Origin of the sequence: Kitasatospora purpeofusca (assembly GCF_036010405.1) — a bacterium.
Classification (GTDB): Bacteria; Actinomycetota; Actinomycetes; order Streptomycetales; family Streptomycetaceae; genus Kitasatospora; species Kitasatospora purpeofusca.
In genome coordinates, this window is the sequence record NZ_CP108561.1 from 5,468,678 (window position 1) to 5,485,061 (window position 16,384).

At 74.7% G+C, this 16,384-nt stretch carries 13 protein-coding genes; 1 reads left to right on the plus strand and 12 read right to left on the minus strand.

Annotated elements, in window-relative coordinates; translation table 11 throughout:
* Positions 1-18: 18 nt before the first annotated feature.
* Positions 19-1,278 (plus strand): MFS transporter, encoded by a 1,260-nt coding sequence (locus OG715_RS24110; protein WP_266270957.1) that lies wholly within the window; start codon positions 19-21, stop codon positions 1,276-1,278.
* A 98-nt stretch (positions 1,279-1,376) separates the two neighbouring features.
* On the opposite strand, the gene OG715_RS24115 is transcribed toward OG715_RS24110, so the two are convergent.
* The 12 genes from OG715_RS24115 to OG715_RS24170 all read right to left on the minus strand — a co-directional run bounded on the left by OG715_RS24115 (position 1,377) and on the right by OG715_RS24170 (position 16,175).
* Positions 1,377-3,281 (minus strand): AfsR/SARP family transcriptional regulator, encoded by a 1,905-nt coding sequence (locus OG715_RS24115; protein ID WP_266270958.1) that lies wholly within the window; start codon positions 3,279-3,281, stop codon positions 1,377-1,379.
* Positions 3,282-3,444: 163 nt separating this feature from the next.
* On the minus strand, positions 3,445-4,419 hold the full coding sequence (locus tag OG715_RS24120; protein WP_266270959.1) for a LuxR C-terminal-related transcriptional regulator: 975 nt from the start codon (positions 4,417-4,419) through the stop codon (positions 3,445-3,447).
* A gap of 337 nt (positions 4,420-4,756) precedes the next feature.
* The gene (locus tag OG715_RS24125) at positions 4,757-5,245 is read right to left on the minus strand and encodes a YbaK/EbsC family protein (RefSeq protein ID WP_266270960.1); all 489 of its coding nucleotides are present in this window, start codon (positions 5,243-5,245) and stop codon (positions 4,757-4,759) included.
* A gap of 27 nt (positions 5,246-5,272) precedes the next feature.
* Positions 5,273-6,364, minus strand: coding sequence for a zinc-binding dehydrogenase (locus OG715_RS24130; protein ID WP_266270961.1), 1,092 nt, complete (start codon positions 6,362-6,364; stop codon positions 5,273-5,275).
* Positions 6,365-6,396: 32 nt separating this feature from the next.
* Positions 6,397-6,666 carry an acyl carrier protein gene (locus OG715_RS24135; RefSeq protein WP_266270962.1) on the minus strand — a complete coding sequence of 90 codons (270 nt, stop codon included), beginning with the start codon at positions 6,664-6,666 and terminating at the stop codon, positions 6,397-6,399.
* A gap of 52 nt (positions 6,667-6,718) precedes the next feature.
* Positions 6,719-7,630 carry an alpha/beta fold hydrolase gene (locus tag OG715_RS24140; protein ID WP_266271807.1) on the minus strand — a complete coding sequence of 304 codons (912 nt, stop codon included), beginning with the start codon at positions 7,628-7,630 and terminating at the stop codon, positions 6,719-6,721.
* A gap of 73 nt (positions 7,631-7,703) precedes the next feature.
* Positions 7,704-9,149: a condensation domain-containing protein gene (locus OG715_RS24145; protein WP_266270963.1), complete on the minus strand. Its 1,446-nt coding sequence runs from the start codon at positions 9,147-9,149 to the stop codon at positions 7,704-7,706.
* An 88-nt stretch (positions 9,150-9,237) separates the two neighbouring features.
* The gene (locus tag OG715_RS24150; protein ID WP_323182158.1) at positions 9,238-10,023 is read right to left on the minus strand and encodes an enoyl-CoA hydratase/isomerase family protein; all 786 of its coding nucleotides are present in this window, start codon (positions 10,021-10,023) and stop codon (positions 9,238-9,240) included.
* 46 nt (positions 10,024-10,069) lie between these two features.
* Entirely contained in the window at positions 10,070-11,791 is a 1,722-nt protein-coding gene (locus OG715_RS24155) for an acyl-CoA dehydrogenase (RefSeq protein WP_266270964.1), read from the minus strand.
* On the minus strand, positions 11,788-13,557 hold the full coding sequence (locus OG715_RS24160) for an acyl-CoA dehydrogenase family protein (RefSeq protein ID WP_266270966.1): 1,770 nt from the start codon (positions 13,555-13,557) through the stop codon (positions 11,788-11,790). Before OG715_RS24160 ends, OG715_RS24155 begins: the two co-directional genes overlap by 4 nt.
* On the minus strand, positions 13,554-15,317 hold the full coding sequence (locus OG715_RS24165) for a fatty acyl-AMP ligase (RefSeq protein WP_266270967.1): 1,764 nt from the start codon (positions 15,315-15,317) through the stop codon (positions 13,554-13,556). Before OG715_RS24165 ends, OG715_RS24160 begins: the two co-directional genes overlap by 4 nt.
* A gap of 66 nt (positions 15,318-15,383) precedes the next feature.
* On the minus strand, positions 15,384-16,175 hold the full coding sequence (locus tag OG715_RS24170) for a thioesterase II family protein (RefSeq protein ID WP_266270968.1): 792 nt from the start codon (positions 16,173-16,175) through the stop codon (positions 15,384-15,386).
* Positions 16,176-16,384: the final 209 nt, after the last annotated feature.

A 16,384-nucleotide genomic window follows, 5' to 3' on the forward strand; every position in this document is an offset into this window, starting at 1 on the left:
CACGGCCACACTCCGGACATGACCGACCTGATCGCCCCCGGGGCGACCGACGCCGACGGCCGAAACGATCCGCGACCCGATCAACCGCTGCGCGCGAACAAGGACTTCCTCCGACTGTGGATCGGCGCGGGCGTCTCCCGCTTCGGATCCACCGTCAGCATGGTGGCCTACCCGATGCTGGTGCTCTGGGAGACCGGCTCGGCGACCGCCACCGGTGCGGTGGGCTTCGCCGCGACCCTGCCCAATCTGCTGGTCCAGCTGCCGGCCGGGGCGCTGGTGGACCGCTGGGACCGCCGCCGGGTGATGCTCTGGTGCGACCTGGTCCGGATGCTCGCCTTCGCCGCCGTGGCGGTGGCGGCCTGGCACGGGGCGGTGTGGCTGCCGCTGGTGCTGGCCGCCGCCTTCGTCGAGGGCACCCTGGGCATCCTGTACGGGACCGCCGAGCAGGCGGCCGTGCGCAGTGTGGTCCCGGTCGGCCAGCTGCCCGCGGCGCTGTCGCAGAACCAGGCCCGGGGCGCGGCGATCGGCCTGCTCGGGCAGCCGCTCAGCGGTCTGGTGTTCACCCTGGTCCGCTGGCTGCCGTTCGCCCTGACGGCGGCCCTCAACGCGGTCGCCCTGGTCTGCCTGCTGCTGATCCGCCGGGATCTGCGCCCGGTCAGGACGGAGCCGCCCAAGCGGCTGCACGTGGACATCAAGGACGGCCTGGTCTGGCTCTGGCGGCGGCGCTTCCTGCGGATCATGACGGGCGTCTTCGCCGGCAGCAACCTGGTGTTCCAGGTGCTGGGCCTGACCATGATGGTGGTGATCAAGGAGAACGGCGGCACCCCGACGACGCTCGGCGTGGTGTCGGCGGTCGGCGGGACCGGCGCCCTGCTGGGCGCGCTGGCCGCGGGCTGGTGGTCGGCGCGGTTCCGGCTCTACACCACGGCGGTGCTCGGCCATGCGGTCTGGCTGGTGCTGATCCCGCTGCTGGCCGTCCAGCACGACGTGGTGGTGATCGCGGCGGTGGCGACGGTGGTGATGTTCGTCGCCAGCGTGTTCAACGTCTCCGCCGGTGTCTACATGGCGCGGACCACGCCGGAGGAGCTCCAGGGGCGGGTGACGGGCACCTCGGCCTTCCTGACCTCGGGCGCGAACGCGCTCGGCTCGCTGCTGGGCGGCTACGCGCTGACCCATCTCGGGGCCGCCCGGACCGGGTTGGGGATCGGCGTGCTGCTGCTGGTGCTGACCCTGACGGTCGCGCTGAGCCCGACGGTCCGGGCGGAGACCCGCGGCTGAGGCCCGGGGCGTCCGGGAAGGCCGGGCGGGGAAACGCGGACGCGCCCGGGCCCGGTCGTGGGATCCCCCGCGGCCGGGCCCGGGCGCGCCGGACCGGCTCAGCCCGTCGGGCGGAGGTTGACCACCGCGCGGGCGAGGCCGCGCCAGGGGTCCGGGTAGTCGTGCCGGGCGTCGTCGCCGAGGCCGGTGGTGAGCAGCAGCACCAGCTCGGGCAGCCGGTAGGCGGACCCCCCGGACCCCCCGGGCCGCCCGGACCCCCCGGACCCCCCGGACCCCCCGGACCCCCCGGGCCGCCCGGGGGCGGCGACGGGCTCCAGCAGCCGGGCGTCGACCAGCTCCTCCAGGGCGCCTTCGGCGGCGGCCTCGGGCAGCCGGAGCAGCCGGGCGGCGGCCTCGGCGGGGAAGGCGCCGGTGCCGAACGCCGCGAGCGCGGGCAGGATCCGCCGGGTCCGCTCGTCGACGCCGTCCAGCGAGCGCAGCAGGCTGTCGCGGACCCGGAGTTCGCCGAAGCTCAGCTCGTCGAGCCGGGTGCCGGGGTCGGCCAGCCGGTCGGCCAGCCGGGCGGCGGACCACTGCGGCCGGGCGGCCAGCCGGACCCCGGCGATCCGCACGGCCAGCGGCAGTCCGGCGCAGGCGGCGGTGATCTCCCGGGCGGCCCGGGGGTCCGCCCCGATCCGCTCCCCGGCGACGGCGGCGAGCAGGTCCGTCGACTCCTCCTCGGTGAACGGCGCGAGCACGGTGGTGTCGCGGGCCGAGGCGCCGGTGAGGTGCCGGCGGCTGGTGACGATGAAGGCCGCGTCGGGCCCGGTGGGCATCAGCGCGGTGATCCGGCCGGTGCCGGGCGCGTTGTCGATCAGGACGAGCAGTCGGCGGCCGGCGCTGTGGGTGCGGTAGAGCCGGGTGAGCTCGTCCAGGCCGAGGTCGCGGTTGGCCGGTTCGACGCCGAGCGCGCGCAGGAAGCAGCTCAGCACCTCGGCCGGGTCCTTGGCCGCGCCCTCGCCGTCGCCGAGGTCGGCGTACAGCTGGCCGTCCGGGAACCGCTCGCGCAGCAGGTGCGCGGCGTGCACGGCGAGCGCGGACTTGCCGATGCCGGCCGGTCCGGTGAGGAAGGCGCGCCGGGTGCGGGCGATCGGGTGCGGCTCCACCAGGCGCATCAGCTGGTCGAGTTGGTCCTGCCGGCCGGTGAAGTCGGGCAGGTCCGGCGGCAGCATGGCGGGGGCGGCGGGCCGCAGCGCGACCGGTTCGGGCGCCGGCTCGGGCGCGTTCTGCGCGAGGCTGCCGTCCAGGACGCCCATGTGGACGCCGGTCAGCGCCTCCCCGGGGTCGACGCCGAGCTCCTCCAGGAGGATCCGGCGCCCGGAGTGGAAGACGGCGAGCGCGTCGGACTGCCGGCCGCAGCGGTAGAGGGCGGTCATCAGCTGGGCCCGCAGCCGCTCCCGCATCGGGTGCTCGGCGGTCAGGCTGGTCAGGTCGGGCACCAGCCGGTGGTGCCGGCCGAGGGCCAGCTCGGCCTCGTACCAGTCCTCCAGGGCCGCGAGGTGCAGCTCCTCCAGCCGCGGCCGTTCGACGTCGGCGAGGTGCTCGGTGACATTGGTGAGGGCCGGGCCGCGCACCAGGTCCAGCGCGCTGCGCAGTTCGCGGGCGGCCTCGGCCCAGCGCCGCCCGGCCAGTGCCGTGCGGCCGGCCCCGGCGGAGCGCTCGAACTCGGTGAGGTCGAGCCCGGCCCGGTCGGCCCGCAGCAGGTAGCCGCGCGGGCGGCGGATCAGCTCGACGTCCGGGCCGAGCCGCTTGCGCAGCCGTGAGACGTAGGTGTAGATCTGCGCGCTCATCGTGGTCGGCGGGTCCCACGCCCACAGCATGCTGCTCAGCCGGTCGTCGGAGACGGTCTGCCCGTCGGCGAGGATCAGCGTGGCCAGCACGGTGTGCACCTTCGTGCCGGGCAGTTCGACCATCCTGCCGTCGTCGTCGTGGACCTCCACCGGACCCAGGACACCGAGGTGCATGTCTCCCCCTGCTGTTTGTGGACGATGAGCCGTCGGGCGGGGGAGCCGGCACCGGTGTGCCGGCTTTCCGCCCAGCAGCGATTCTGTGCGCACATTTCGGCGGGGGGCAGGTGTGGCGACCGTCAGGATCTTGACGTGGCAGGGTGTGGCCACGGGGGGGAACTCAGCCCACGAGGCCCGGGTCGACCCAGCCCTGGAGCAGGGCCATCATTCCGGCCTGGAACTTCGTCCGGGCGCCCAACTGGGCTGCCAGGTCGGCGGTTTCCCGGCGCACGGTGCGCACCGAGACATCCAGTCGGCGGGCGATCATCTCGTCCGTGTAGCCCTTGGCGAGCAGGACCACGATCGCCTGGGAGCGCGGCGACAGCCCCGGTCCCGAGGTGGCGGGCGTGTCGACGGCCGACTGGGAGCTCTGCCAGACCCGTTCGAAGAGTTCGCAGAGCGCGCTGACCACGCCGTGGCCGCGCAGCACCAGGGCGCCCTTGCGGCTCTCCTCCGGGTCGACCGGGACGATCGCGGTGGCGCGGTCGTAGATCACCATCCGCGGCGGCAGTGTCGGCGCGACCCTGACCTGGGCGCCCTGCTCGGTGAGCCGCCGGGCGTAGGCCATGGTGTCGTTGTCGTTCTTGATGCTCTCCAGGTAGATCGAGCGCATCCGGACGCCGCGGCTCAGCACCGAGGTGTCCAGCGGGCGGCTCGCCTCGATGTTGGCGGGGGACATCGCCCCGGAGGGGACGAAGCCCATGACCTCCTCGGTGCAGCCGGAGGCCAGCGACTCGATCCGCAGCCGGACGGCGTCGATCCCGGTGAGGACCTCGCTGTCCGGATGCTGCCGGGTGTTGGTGAGGTCGGCGTAGTCGGCGACCACCTGGGCCAGCTCGCGCCGGCCGTACTCGACCTCCTCCAGCCGGCGCTGGAGCTCGGCCTCGCGGCGGTCGAGGAGGGAGCGCAGTCCGGCCTCGGGCTCCACCGGCCGCAGCTCCCCGGGCTCCTGCCAGGACGGCCGGACCAGCAGCAGCCGGGCCAGTTCGTCCATGGCGGAGCGGACCTCGGCCTCGGGCCGGCCGAGCCGTTGCGCGATGGCGGCGGTGCCGCTCGTCGGCGCCTTGAGCATTTCCTTGTACACGGCTTCGGTCAACGCATCAAGGCCGAGCGATCTGAGCATTCCCTCGTCCAAAGTCCGCGAAGTGGAGAAACGGGCGGATCGCCAGGGAATGCGCGGGCAGCATGAAATGGCCTTGCGCGAAGAGTGCGCACGGCGAATCAATCCCCCGGTTGAATCCTTGCCGACCTCGCTCTGAGTCTCTGGTACCGGGCGCTGGGTAGTCAAGCGGAGTGCGATCTCTTGGTTATTTCTTGGGAATCCGCTGACCCGGCAAAGCGGGCGGGGCCGCGGCGTCGCAATGGTTAATGGGAATTGGCCGGTCGGAGCCCCCGGGGTGAAGGGGCGCCGACCGGCCGGATCCGCCGCCGGATCAGGTGATGGTGACCACCTGCGGGGCGGCGACGCGCAGGTAGTCCGCGGCCGGGATGGCGACCGACCGGTCCAGCCTGGCCGCGTTGAAGTACAGCTCCGGCTCCTCGAAGAGGGCCGGGTCGGCGAGCACCGCGAGCTCGGTGTGGAACGAGAAGGGGGTGATCGTTCCGCTCACCGTGCCGCCGAGTTGCTCGGCGGTGTCCTGGTCGGCGAACTGGGCCCGGCCGCCGCCGCAGGCCCGGGCCACCTGCTTGAGCTTCACCCGGCGGTCACCGGGGACGACGGCGAGCACGTGCCGGTGCGAGGGTGTCGCACCGTTCCTGGTCACGGTGACGACCATGCATTTCGCGGCGGCGGAGAGCTTGTGGCCCCGCAGCTCGCTGGCGTGGACGGTTCGGCCCTCCGGCGGATGGTCCATCAGCCGGTAGGGGACCCGGTCGCGGTCGAACAGGTCGAGCAGTCGCCGGTATGTGGGTTCAGTGATCACTGGTCCTCCAGAGGTGTCGGATCGCGTTCACCGAATGGCTGCACGGTCCAGCGAAGGATCCACGACGATCTTCGCGTGGCGGTCCGGCTCGCCGAGTTCGGCGATGGCTCCGGTCAGCCCGTTCAGGCCGGTGGTGCCGGTGATGACGGCACCGGCGTCGATCCGGCCTTCCGCGATTTCTCGCAGGGTCTGCCGGTACTCGGCCGGACTGCTGCCGAAGGAGCCCCTGATGTCCAGCTCCTTGTTGGCGAGCAGCCCGGGGTCGATGGGGTCGGGGCGCAGGCAGACGCCGACCAGGACGATCCTGGCGGCGGCCGGGGCGCCCTCCACGACCCGGGCGAGCATGCCGGGGGCGCCGACACACTCGAAGACGGCGGCCTCGGTGGGGCGCAGGCCCCGGTACTCGGCGGCCATCCGGTCCATCATTCCGGGGATCACCCCGAGCGAGGTCCACCGGTCGTACGGGGACTCCACGGCGGGGTCGATCAGCAGGTCCGCGCCGAGTTGCGCGGCCAGCGCCCGGCGCCGGGGGGAGAAGTCGACGGCGACCACCGGGGCGTGGCCCCGGGCCTTGAGCACCGCGACCACGGCCAGGCCGACCGGGCCCAGGCCGATCACCATGGTGACGGTGCCCGGTGCGAGTTCGGCCCGGCGCACGGCGCGCGCCGCCACCGAGAACGGCTCGGTGAGCGCGGCGGTGTGCGGGTCCAGCCCGTTCGGCACCGGCAGGGTGAAGGCCTCGGAGAGGATCATGTACTCGCCGAAGCCGCCCGGGTAGGCCGGCGTGTAGCCGACGATGCCGGTGCCCTGAGGACCGGCGCCGATCGGCGGGCCGCAGACCACGGTGCCGACCGGCAGCGCCCCGACCGTGCCGGGGCCGTAGTCGACGATCTCCGCGGCGAACTCGTGCCCGAGCACGAGCCCGTCGCGGATGTCGTGCGCCGTCCCGCCGGAACGCCGGACGACGTCGTTGAACGCCTCGGGGTCGTCGAGCGCGTGCAGGTCGGAACCGCAGATCCCGCAGGCCAGGGTGCGCACCAGCACCTGCCCGGCCCGGGGCACCGGGTCGGGGACCTCCTCGACGACGAGCTTCCCCGCACGGGTGACGGCTGCGCGCATGTGACCGGCCTCCTGTTTCCGTCGCGTCCGGGTCAGGCCGGGGTCGCCGAGGTGGTCAGGCGCTCCTGGAGCAGGCCGACCAGCGCCTCGACGGTCGGGTAGTCCCAGGCGAGGGTCGGCTCGACCTCGATCCCGTACTCGTCCTCGACGTCGCCGCACAGGGCCAGCGCGTAGACGGACTCCAGGCCGTACTCGACCAGCTTGACGTCCGGGGCGATCTGCTCGGCCGGGATCTCCAGGTAGAAGGCGACCCGTTCGGTCAGCCAGGTGGTCAGTTCGGCGGCGGGCGCGGTGGTGCTCATGGTGGACATCTCCATCGGAAGGGGTGGTGGTCGGAGGTGGTGATCGGGTCGGTCAGTCGAGCGCGGAGGCGAACCCGGCGAGCGCGGCCGTGACCTCGTCCGGCCGCTCCTGCTGGGTCCAGTGCCCGCAGCCGGGGAGGATCCGGGCCTCCCGCAGCCCGGGTGCCCACAGCCGGAGGTCGTCGGCGAGCCGGGCGTGGTCGAGGCCCCGGACGACGAAGTCGTGGTCCCCGGCCAGGTAGAGCGCGGGCGGTTCGATCCGGGCCCGGTTGAGCGGGGCGGTGAGGTCCCAGTTGCGGTGCAGATTGCGGTACCAGTTGAGGCCGCCGGTGAAGCCGGTGCGGGCGAACTCCCCGGCGTACACGGCGAGATCGTCCGGGGTCAGCCAGTCGGGCCGCCGGCCGTCCGCCGGGAACAGGTCCAGGAAGCCGCCGTCGGCGGGCACGGCGGGGTCGAAGGCCGGCGCCTCCCCGGAGGTGCCGGCCAGCAGCCGGACCAGTCCGGCGGGCACGTCCCGGCCCAACTCGGCCTCGGCGCGGCCCGGTTCCTGGAAGTACAGCATGTAGAAGCGCTCGCCCATGGCGCGCCGCATCGCCGGCAGCGGCGGCAGGCCGGGCCGGGGCCGGTAGGGGATGCTCATCCCCGCCACGCCGCGGACCAGGTCCGGGCGCATCAGCGCGGTGTGCCAGGCGAGCTGCGAGCCCCAGTCGTGCCCGGCCAGCACCGCCCGGCGCTCGCCGAGCGCCCCGATCAGGGCGACGACGTCGCCGACCAGGTGGTGGATCGTGTACTGGTCGGCCCCGGCGGGGGAGTCCGTCCGGCCGTAGCCGCGCAGATCGGGGGCGACGGCCCGGAACCCGGCCCCGGCCAGCCCGGTCAGCTGGTGGCGCCAGGAGTACCAGAGCTCGGGGAAGCCGTGCAGCAGCAGGACCAGCGGTCCTTCGCCGGCCTCCGCGACGTGCATGGCGCGCCCGGCCACCCGCAGCGTCCGGTGGGTGACGCCGGGCAGCTCGGGGAGCGGAAGAAGCTCCGCGGGCTCAGCCACGGCGGGCCCTCCGTCGCGGGGCGGGCTCCGTGCCGAAGCCCATCAGCCCGGCCAGTTCGGTGTCGTCGACCAGGCGCAGCCGGGCCACCGGGGCGTCGGGGTCGGCCAGCGCGGCGTCGATTGCCCGCAGGAAGTGGCCGGCGAAGCGCTCGACGGTGGCGGGGTCGAACAGGTCCACGTCGTAGCGGAAGTCCACCGCGAGCGATGAGGCGCTCTGCCGCACACTCACCGCCAGGTCCAACTGTCCCTCGGCCTGGGGGAGTTCGAACGGCGCGATGGTGAGTCCGGCGAACTCGGCCGGTCGGCCGCCGTCGGCGTCCAGCAGCAGCCGCAGCAGCGGTTCGGGGGTGGCGGTGCCGACCAGGTTGAAGGTGATCCGGCAGAGCGAGGAGCCGGCGCCGGTGCGCGGCCGGTTGACCGTCCGGGTCAGCAGCTCGAAGGGGTAGCCGGCGCTGCCCAGTCCGGCCTTCACCTGCCGGTCGGCGGCCTCGGCCGCCTGGCGGAAGGTCGTACCGGGGTCGAAGTCCCCCCGGAAGACCAGGGTGTTGACGAAGTTGCCGACCACCTCGCGGACCACCGGGCTCATCCGGGTGGTGGTCGGGCAGCCGATCAGGAAGCCGTTCTGCCGGGTGCGGCGGTGCAGCAGGCTCTGGAACGTCCCCAGCAGCACCGAGAACAGCGAGACGCCGCTGCTGCGGGCGAGTTCGCGCAGCGCCTCGACCCGTCCGTCCGCCAGGTCGAGGTGGTGGGTGGCGCCGGTCCGGCTCGAACTCGCCGGCCGGGGGCGGTCGGTGGGCAGCTCGGCGGGGGCGGCGTCGGCGCAGGCCCGGTGCCAGTACTGCTCCATCCGCGCCCCGCGCGGCGAGTCCAGCACCGTGCGCTCCTTGGCCACGTGGTCGGCGTAGCTGCCCTTCGGCGGCGGTGGCGCGGTGGCGGGGCCGTCCCCGGCCGGGCCGTCCCCGCCGCCGGTCAGGAGGTGGTAGCCCTGCAGCAGGTCGCGCACGATCAGCCAGTTGGAGGTGGCGTCGGTGCCGATGTGGTGCCCGGCCATCAGCAGGACGGCGTCCGCCTCGCCCCGGCGCAGCAGCACGAAGCGGAAGGCGCCGTCCCGCTCCAGCCGGAACGGCTCGCGCAGCGCCGCCCGGGCCGCCGCGGCGAGACCCTCGGGGTCGGTGCCGGGCAGATCGCGGACCTCCAGGCCCGGCGGGTGGCGCTCCCCGACCAGTCGCACGGCCTGCCCGTCGACCTCCTGGAACACCGAGCGGAGCATGTCGTGCCGCTCGGCGAGTGCCTCGACGGAGGCGCGCAGGGCCGGCAGGTCGACGGCGGAGCGCACGGTCAGCGCGCAGCCGGTGTTGTACACCGCGGCGTCCGGGGCGAGCCGGTAGAGGAACCACAACGCCTGTTGTGCGTGGGAGAGTTGCTGGAGGTCGGTCATCGTCGTCTTCTGTTCCGGGGGTCGGTGTTTCCGGTGTCGGTGTTTCCGGTGTCGGTGTTTCCGGTGTCCGGGGGTCCGGGGGCCGGCGTCAGCGGCCGAGGAAGGCGGGCCGGGTGCCGTCGAGCTGGGCCCGCATGCCGATCCGCTGGTCCTCGGTGGCGAACAGGGCGGTGAACTGCCGTCTTTCGAGGTCGAGTCCGGCGCCCAGCGGCAGGTCGAGGCCGCCGTCCACGGCCCGTTTGGCGGCGGCCAGGGCCGCCGTCGGACCGGCCGCGAACCGCCGGGCGGTGCGCAGCGCGGCCTCGTACACCTCTGGGTCGGGCACGGTCTCGTCGACCAGGCCGATCCGCAGGGCCTCGGCGGCGGTCAGCCGCGCGCCGGTGAGGATCAGCCGCTTGGCCGGTCCGGCGCCGATCAGCCGGGGCAGCCGCTGGGTGCCGCCGGTGCCGGGGATGACGCCCAGCTCGATCTCCGGCAGCCCGAGCACGGCGCCCTCGCCGGCCACCCGCAGGTCGGCGCAGAGGGCCAGCTCCAGTCCGCCGCCGAGCGCGTACCCGGTGATCGCGGCGACCACCGGCTTGCCGATCCGGGCCAGCGCGTCCAGGGCGGTGTGCAGCCGGCCGGTGTAGGCGTCCACCTCGGCCGGGCTCCGCTCGGCGAGGTCCTTGACGTCGGCGCCGGAGCCGAAGACCCGCCGTCCGCCGTACAGGACCACCGCGCGGACGGCCGGGTCGGCGTCCAACTGGGCGGCGGCAGCGGTCAGTTCGTCCGGGACCCGGGGGTCGGTGCCGCTGATCCGGGGTCGCAGCAGTCGGACGGTCGCCACCGCCCCGTCCGTCGCGGCGTCCGGTTCGATCCGCAGAAATGTGCCCACTGTCTGTCCTCCTCCTCGGGTCCGGGTCCGGGTCCGGTAGTGCGGCTCAGGCGAGCTGCCGGCCGACCAGGTCGAATCCCCGGCCGTCCTGGTGGCGTTCGATCAGCTCGGCGAACACCTCGGGGTGCGCGGCGTCGGCCCCGGGCACCGGCGGGCAGCCGAGCCGGGCGGTCAGCCGGGCGAGCGCGGCGGCGAGCCAGCCGGTGCCGCGCAGGAACGAGCCCGGGTGGTCCGGGTTGTGCAGCCAGACGCCCAGGCAGCTCGCGGCCGCCAGCAGCACCCCGTACCGCTCGGCCAGCCGGAAGCTCACCGGGTCGGCCAGCGGCGTCCGGTCGCGCGGCGCCAGCTCCAGGCAGGACTGCCGCAGGGCGCGCAGCTCGTCCAGCAACTGGGCGCAGAGCGGGCCGAGCACGGGTTCGGCGGCCAGCCGGGCGGCGGCGTCGACCAGGGTGCCGATCAGCGGGTCCTCCCGGCCCGCGGTCACCCCGAGCCGGCCGAGGTCCAGCTCGGGCAGGTCCCCGGCCAGGTGGAACAGGGCGGCCGGGGCGGGGCCGTCGGTCAGCCAGCTCTGCCGGGCGAGCCTGGGCAGCTGCGGGATGACGGTGGCCTGGCAGACCGTGCCGCCGGCGTGCACCAGTGAGGCCACCGGCAGGTCCCGGGCGTGCTTCTGGAAGATCCCGTACGGGCCCTCGCGCAGGAACGACCGGGCGCCGAGCAGCACCGCGAGCCGGTCGACGGACTCCCGGTACAGCGTCGGCACCAGGTGCTTGACCGAGGCCGCGTACACGCTGGTGCGCTCGGGCAGGACGTGCAGGGCCCGGCAGACGGTGGTGGTGAAGCAGTCGGCGACCAGCAGGTCGAGGAAGGCCCCGGTGAGGACCGAGCGGGCGTGCGGGAGGTCGGCCACCGCGCGGTGGTAGAGCCGGCGGCCGAGCGCGAAGTCGGTGACGGTGCGCAGCTGCTGGTCCACCGCGCCGAGGGCGGCGGCGGGCAGGACGGCCCGGGTGATCTGGAAGGCGCGCAGGATGGTCTCCATCGCCTCGCCGGTGCCGCCGGCGATCGAGGTGACCGGCAGCGGGCAGTCCCGGAACTCCAGGCCGCCCAGGTACATCGAGCGCACGCCGGAGGTGCGGTAGCGGGGGAGGAAGCGCAGCCGGTCGCGGGGCGCGGCGGCCATGTCGACCAGCACCATCGAGTGGCTGCGGCTGCCCGGCTCCTCGCTGGTGCGGGCGAGCACGGTGACCGCCTCGGCGCGGGCCAGGTTGTTGATGATCTCCTTGCGGCCGTTCAGCACGAGTTCGTCGCGGCGCACCTCGGCCCGGAAGGCGGTGCGGGTCACGTCGTTGCCGGTGCTCAGGTCGGTGTAGGCGGCGGCGATCCGGCCGTTGCCGAGCAGCACTCCGGCCAGCCAGTCCTGCTGCTGGGCGCTGCCCTCGGACCAGACGTTGACCGAGCCGACCAGGTTGCTGGCGCCGTGGCCGAGGGCGAGCGCGCCGTCCCGGCGGAACAGCGGGCGCAGCACCCGGGCCAGCCGGTCGGCCCGGTCGAGCCGCCCGCCGAGCCGGCGCGGCACGAACTCGGCGCCCAGCCCGTAGGCGTCCAGGGCACGTTCGCCGGCCTGCAGCAGGTCGCCGCGCTCGTCGGCGGCGAGGAAGGCGTCGAAGCCGAGCGGGTTGTCCCGGTAGTCCGGGTCGCCGAGCAGGGCCTCCAGCGGGGCCGGGGTGTCCAGGGCGGCGTAGAGCGCGGGGGTGGTCGTGGCGGTGCTCATGCGGCGCCCTTCACCAGGGGGTAGTGGAGCAGGGACGGGAGGGTGCCGGCGCCCGACTGCTCGGCCAGCAGGGGCACCAGGCGGTCCAGGACGTCGTCCTGCGGGTCGGGGCGGCCCGGGGCGAGCCGCCCCAGCACCCGGGCCAGCGCGGCCTCCAGCCACAGGCCGTCGGCCCACAGCCCGGCCGCCGGTCCGGCGGCCGCCGCGGCGGCGGCGCGGTTGCGCAGCCACAGGTGGATCGCGGCCGAGGCGGCGTAGCAGGCGGTGTACCGCTCGGCCAGGACGAAGGCCGCGGCGGGCACCTCGACCGGGGTCGGGCGGTGGGCGGCGAGTTCCACGGCGAGGCCGTCGACGGCGGCCCGGACGGCCTGCGCCCGGCGGGCCAGCGAGGCGGGGACGGTGCCGTCGGCCGCGAGCGCGGTGAGCTCCTCGACGCCGTCGGCCAGCGCCTGGAGCAGGCTGGAGCCGGTCCGGGGCAGCAGGGACAGCCGGTCCCGGTCGAAGCCGGGCAGCGGGGCGGCGAGGTCGGTGGCCCCGGCGAGGCCCGCCGCGTCCACCGTGCGTCGCTTCAACCGGCTTGCCAGCAGCGGGAACTGGTTGATCAGCGCGTGCAGGTTGACCAGCGTGTTGCCGTCGAAGATGCCGACGATCCGGTGGTCGCGCTGGACCTTCTGGAAGCGGCCGTGCCGGTGGGTGCCGTCGGCGAGCAGCGAGCGGGCGCCGAGCACTGTGCCGAGCCTGGTGATCGCCTCGTCCACCAGGGTGGGGACGAAGTACTTGGTGACGGCGGAGACCACCGCGAGCTCGCCGGTGAGGGCGTGGATGCTGCGGCCGGAGACCAGGGTGACGGCCTCGGCGAGCAGGACGTCGGCGTAGGACTCGCCCAGCATCCGCCGGGTCTGCGGCAGTTCGGCCAGTCGGCGGCCGTAGGACTCGCGCTCCAGGGCGAAGCCCGCGGCCAGGTCGAGCGCGTTGTCGGCGGCGCCCAGCGACAGCGAGGCGCACAGGATCCGGGTCAGCTGGAGGCTCTTGAGGACGGTCTCGGTGCCCGAGCCCTCCGCGCCGACCAGGGCGTCGGCCGGTACCTCGGCGTCGGTGAAGGCCACCCCGCTGATGTCGGCGCCCCGGATGCCGTGCAGCCGCACCGCGGGCAGCGGCCGGTAGCCGGGCCGCCCGAGCCGGTGCTTGTCGATCATCAGCAGGCTGAAGTCGCGCGCCCCGCCCTCGTCGGCGGTGCGGGCCAGCAGGCAGACCCGTTGGCCCCGGTTGGCGTTGTTGATCAGCCACTTCTCGCCGTTGACCAGGTAGCCGCCGCCGGTGCGGTCGGCCCGGACCTCGCCCGCGAGCAGGTCGCTGCCGTGGTCGCGCTCGGTCAGCCCCCAGGAGACGACCGCGCCGTCCAGCACCGCCGCGGCCAGCTCCTCGGCCTGCTCGCGGCTGCCGCCGACCCAGACCGAGACCGCGCCGAGGAAGGTCTTTCCGTGCGCGATCGCCACCGTCAGGTCGCGCCGGGCGACGGCGCGCATCAGCTGCAGCACCTGTTCGTAGCTGTCCAGGGTGCCGCCGTACGCGGCGGGCACGTACTGCGAGGGCAGGCCGAGCACGTCCAGTTCGCGGCAGATCTCCAGCGGGAACTCCTCGCGCTCGTCCAGCGCCGCGCAGCGGGCGTAGGAGAACAGCCGGCCGTCGTCCTCCGGGTCGCCCAGGCGGCGGTCCATCGCGGCGGCGGTGTGGTGGGCGGCGTGGGCCGCTCCGGCGTGGGTCATTCCGCGCTCACCCCGGCCGGGGCGGCCGCGGGGGCGGCGGTGCGGTAGCGGGCGACGGTGGCCGGGTCGAGGTCCTCGAACAGCGGCTCCAGCTCCCCGGCGACGAACAGTTCGCGCATCAGCGTGCGCCGCACCTTCCCGCTGGTGGTCTTGCGGACCTGGCCGGGGCGCAGCAGCACCAGGTTGGGCACCCGCACCCCGAGCCGCGCCGACAGCTCGCCGCGCACCTGCCGGGCCAGCTCGGCCAGCTCCTCGGGCGTCGCCCTGGGCCGCCGGACCTCCTGGAGGACGACGATCTCCTCGCGGGGCGCCGGCACCGAGCAGACGCTGCCGCTCAGACCCTGGAAGCCCTCGTGCAGGCCGAGCACCTCGCGCTCGATGTCGTGCGGGTACAGGTTGCGGCCGTTGACGATCAGCACCTCCTTGATCCGCCCGGTGACGTAGAGGTGCCCGTCGTGCAGGGCGCCGGTGTCGCCGGTGCGCAGGAAGCCGCGCTCGCCCTCGGCGGTGACGGCGCGGAAGGTCTCCTCGGTGGCCTCCTCGTTGCGCCAGTAGCCGGCCGCGACGCTGCCGCCGCGCACCCAGATCTCGCCGACGCCGCCCTCGGGCAGGGTGGCCCGGGTCCGCGGGTCGACGATCCGCACGTCCAGGTCGTGCACCCGGCCGCTGCTCACCAGGGCCGGGCCCGCGCCGGGGCGCAGCTCCCCGGCGGCCAGGGCGTCGGCGTCGACGGCGGTCAGCACCGGCGGCTCGCCGGGCAGGGTGCCGGAGACGATCAGGGTGGTCTCGGCCATGCCGTAGCAGGGGCTGAAGTGCTCCTGGCGGAAGCCGGCCGGGGCGAAGCGCTCGGCGAAGCGGCGCAGGGTGTCGGCGTGCACGGGTTCGGCGCCGCTGCCCGCGCTGACCAGGGTGGAGAAGTCCAGCCCGGCCAGCTGGGCGTCGGTGACCCGGCGGACGCAGAGGTCGTAGGCGAAGTTCGGGGCGACGACGGTGCGGATCCGCTTGGCGCCGATCAGCTCCAGCCACAGGTGCGGGCGGCGCAGGAAGTCCATCGGGGCGAGCTGGTAGGACACCGCGCCGTGGAACAGCGGGGTGAGCAGCATGCCGATCAGGCCCATGTCGTGGTGCTGGGGCAGCCAGGTGCAGGAGCGGCTGTCCGGGTCGACGCCGAAGGCCCGGGTCATCAGCCCGAGGTTGTGGTCGAGCGCGCCGCGGGTGACCATCACGCCCTTGGGCGCGCTGGTCGAGCCGGAGGTGTACTGGATGATCACCAGGGCGTCGGCGGGGACATCCTCGGCCCGCCAGTGCGGGGCGTCCGGCAGGTCCAGCCCGTCGGTCGCCACGCACGGGACGTCCTCGGCGCCCGCGCGGGTCAGGAACCCGGCGGCGGTCTCCCGGTTGGCCTCGTCGGTCAGCACCAGCCGGACGTCCGCGTCCCGGACGATGCCGTCCGAGCGCGAGCTGTGGCCGCGCTGGGTGCTGGGCTGCGGGGCGGGCACGGCGACCACGCCCGCGTACAGGCAGCCGGCCAGCACGGTGACGAACTCCGGGCCGGTGCCGTACAGCAGCAGCACCCGGTCCCCGACGGCGCAGCGCTCGCGCAGCCAGCGGGCCACGGCCCGGGCCCGGCGGTCCAGTTCGCCGTAGGTCAGCGGCTCCTCGACGAGCCCGCCGGCGGCGGTCCGGACGAAGACCACCGCTTCCCGGTCGGGGATCTCGCGGCCGTGCCGGACCAGCCGGCTCACCAGGTCATCGGGCATCGGGGTGGGCGTCCTCTCGAACGGGTGCGGGTGCGGGTGCGGGTGCGGAGCAGGGGCTGGGGCGGGTCAGGCGGTGCGGCGGCGGGCCGCGCCCAGGACGCGGTGGAGCCGCAGGTCCGACTGGAGGTGGCCGTTCACATGGGCGAGCAGCTGCTGCTCCTGGGCCTGGAGGTAGAAGTGGTCGCCGGGCAGGATCCGCATCTCGAAGGCGCCGCCGGTGTACTCCGCCCACGCGGACAGCACCTCGGAGGGGCAGCCCTCGTCCTCGGCGCCCGCGTACGCCACCATCGGCGCGCGGTGCCGGGGCGCGTCCGGCACCGCCCGGTAGTCGGCGGAGAGCCGGTAGTCGGCCCGGATGCTCGGCAGCACCAGCTCCAGCAGCATCGGGTCCTCGATCGCGGTGAGCGAGGAGTGGCCGAGCTGCCGCAGCTCGTCGAGGAAGTCGGCGTCGCTCTCGGCCTGGGTCTCCCGGACCCGCAGGTGCGGCGGCTCCGAGCCGGAGACGAAGATCCGCAGCGGCTGGATCCCGTACTCGGCGTCCAGCCGCAGCGCCACCTCGTGCGCGACGACCGAGCCCATGCTGTGCCCGAACAGCGCCAGCGGCACGTCCGCCAGCTGCCGCAGGGCGCCGGCGATCCCGTCGGCCATCGTGTGCACGGAGTCCGCGAAGGGCTCGCCGATCCGGTCCTGCCGGCCCGGGTAGCAGGCCGCCAGCACCTCGATGTCGGCGGGCAGCGAGCGGGCCCAGTCCCGGTAGGCGGTCGGGGCGCCACCGGCGTGCGGGAAGCACACCAGGCGGCAGCTCGGTGCGGCGGTCGCGCGGTAGGAGCGGAACCACCGGGCTGGGGAGTCGGTCATGGGCGTCCTTCGGGACCGAGGGAGCGGGCGTCCTGACCACGGTTCCGCCCGCGCCTATATCCCCGCCATATCGGTCCGGGCCGCGGCGGTGTCGCGGGGTTGTGACGTCCGCGGGGTGGTGCCCGTCGCCACCTGGTGGCGACACTGCCGTCGAAGGGGGAGGCCGCGATGGGGGAACGGACGGAGTGGGCCGCCCGGGGCGGGAAGAC

Coding starts and splice junctions, on each gene's coding strand:
- OG715_RS24145 (WP_266270963.1), bottom strand. CDS start 9,149: ATGACCGACCTCCAGCAACTCTCCCACGCACAACAGGCGTTGTGGTTC.
- OG715_RS24130 (WP_266270961.1), bottom strand. CDS start 6,364: ATGCGCGCAGCCGTCACCCGTGCGGGGAAGCTCGTCGTCGAGGAGGTC.
- OG715_RS24115 (WP_266270958.1), bottom strand. CDS start 3,281: ATGCACCTCGGTGTCCTGGGTCCGGTGGAGGTCCACGACGACGACGGC.
- OG715_RS24135 (WP_266270962.1), bottom strand. CDS start 6,666: ATGAGCACCACCGCGCCCGCCGCCGAACTGACCACCTGGCTGACCGAA.
- OG715_RS24140 (WP_266271807.1), bottom strand. CDS start 7,630: ATGCACGTCGCGGAGGCCGGCGAAGGACCGCTGGTCCTGCTGCTGCAC.
- OG715_RS24110 (WP_266270957.1), top strand. CDS start 19: ATGACCGACCTGATCGCCCCCGGGGCGACCGACGCCGACGGCCGAAAC.
- OG715_RS24165 (WP_266270967.1), bottom strand. CDS start 15,317: ATGCCCGATGACCTGGTGAGCCGGCTGGTCCGGCACGGCCGCGAGATC.
- OG715_RS24160 (WP_266270966.1), bottom strand. CDS start 13,557: ATGACCCACGCCGGAGCGGCCCACGCCGCCCACCACACCGCCGCCGCG.
- OG715_RS24170 (WP_266270968.1), bottom strand. CDS start 16,175: ATGACCGACTCCCCAGCCCGGTGGTTCCGCTCCTACCGCGCGACCGCC.
- OG715_RS24155 (WP_266270964.1), bottom strand. CDS start 11,791: ATGAGCACCGCCACGACCACCCCCGCGCTCTACGCCGCCCTGGACACC.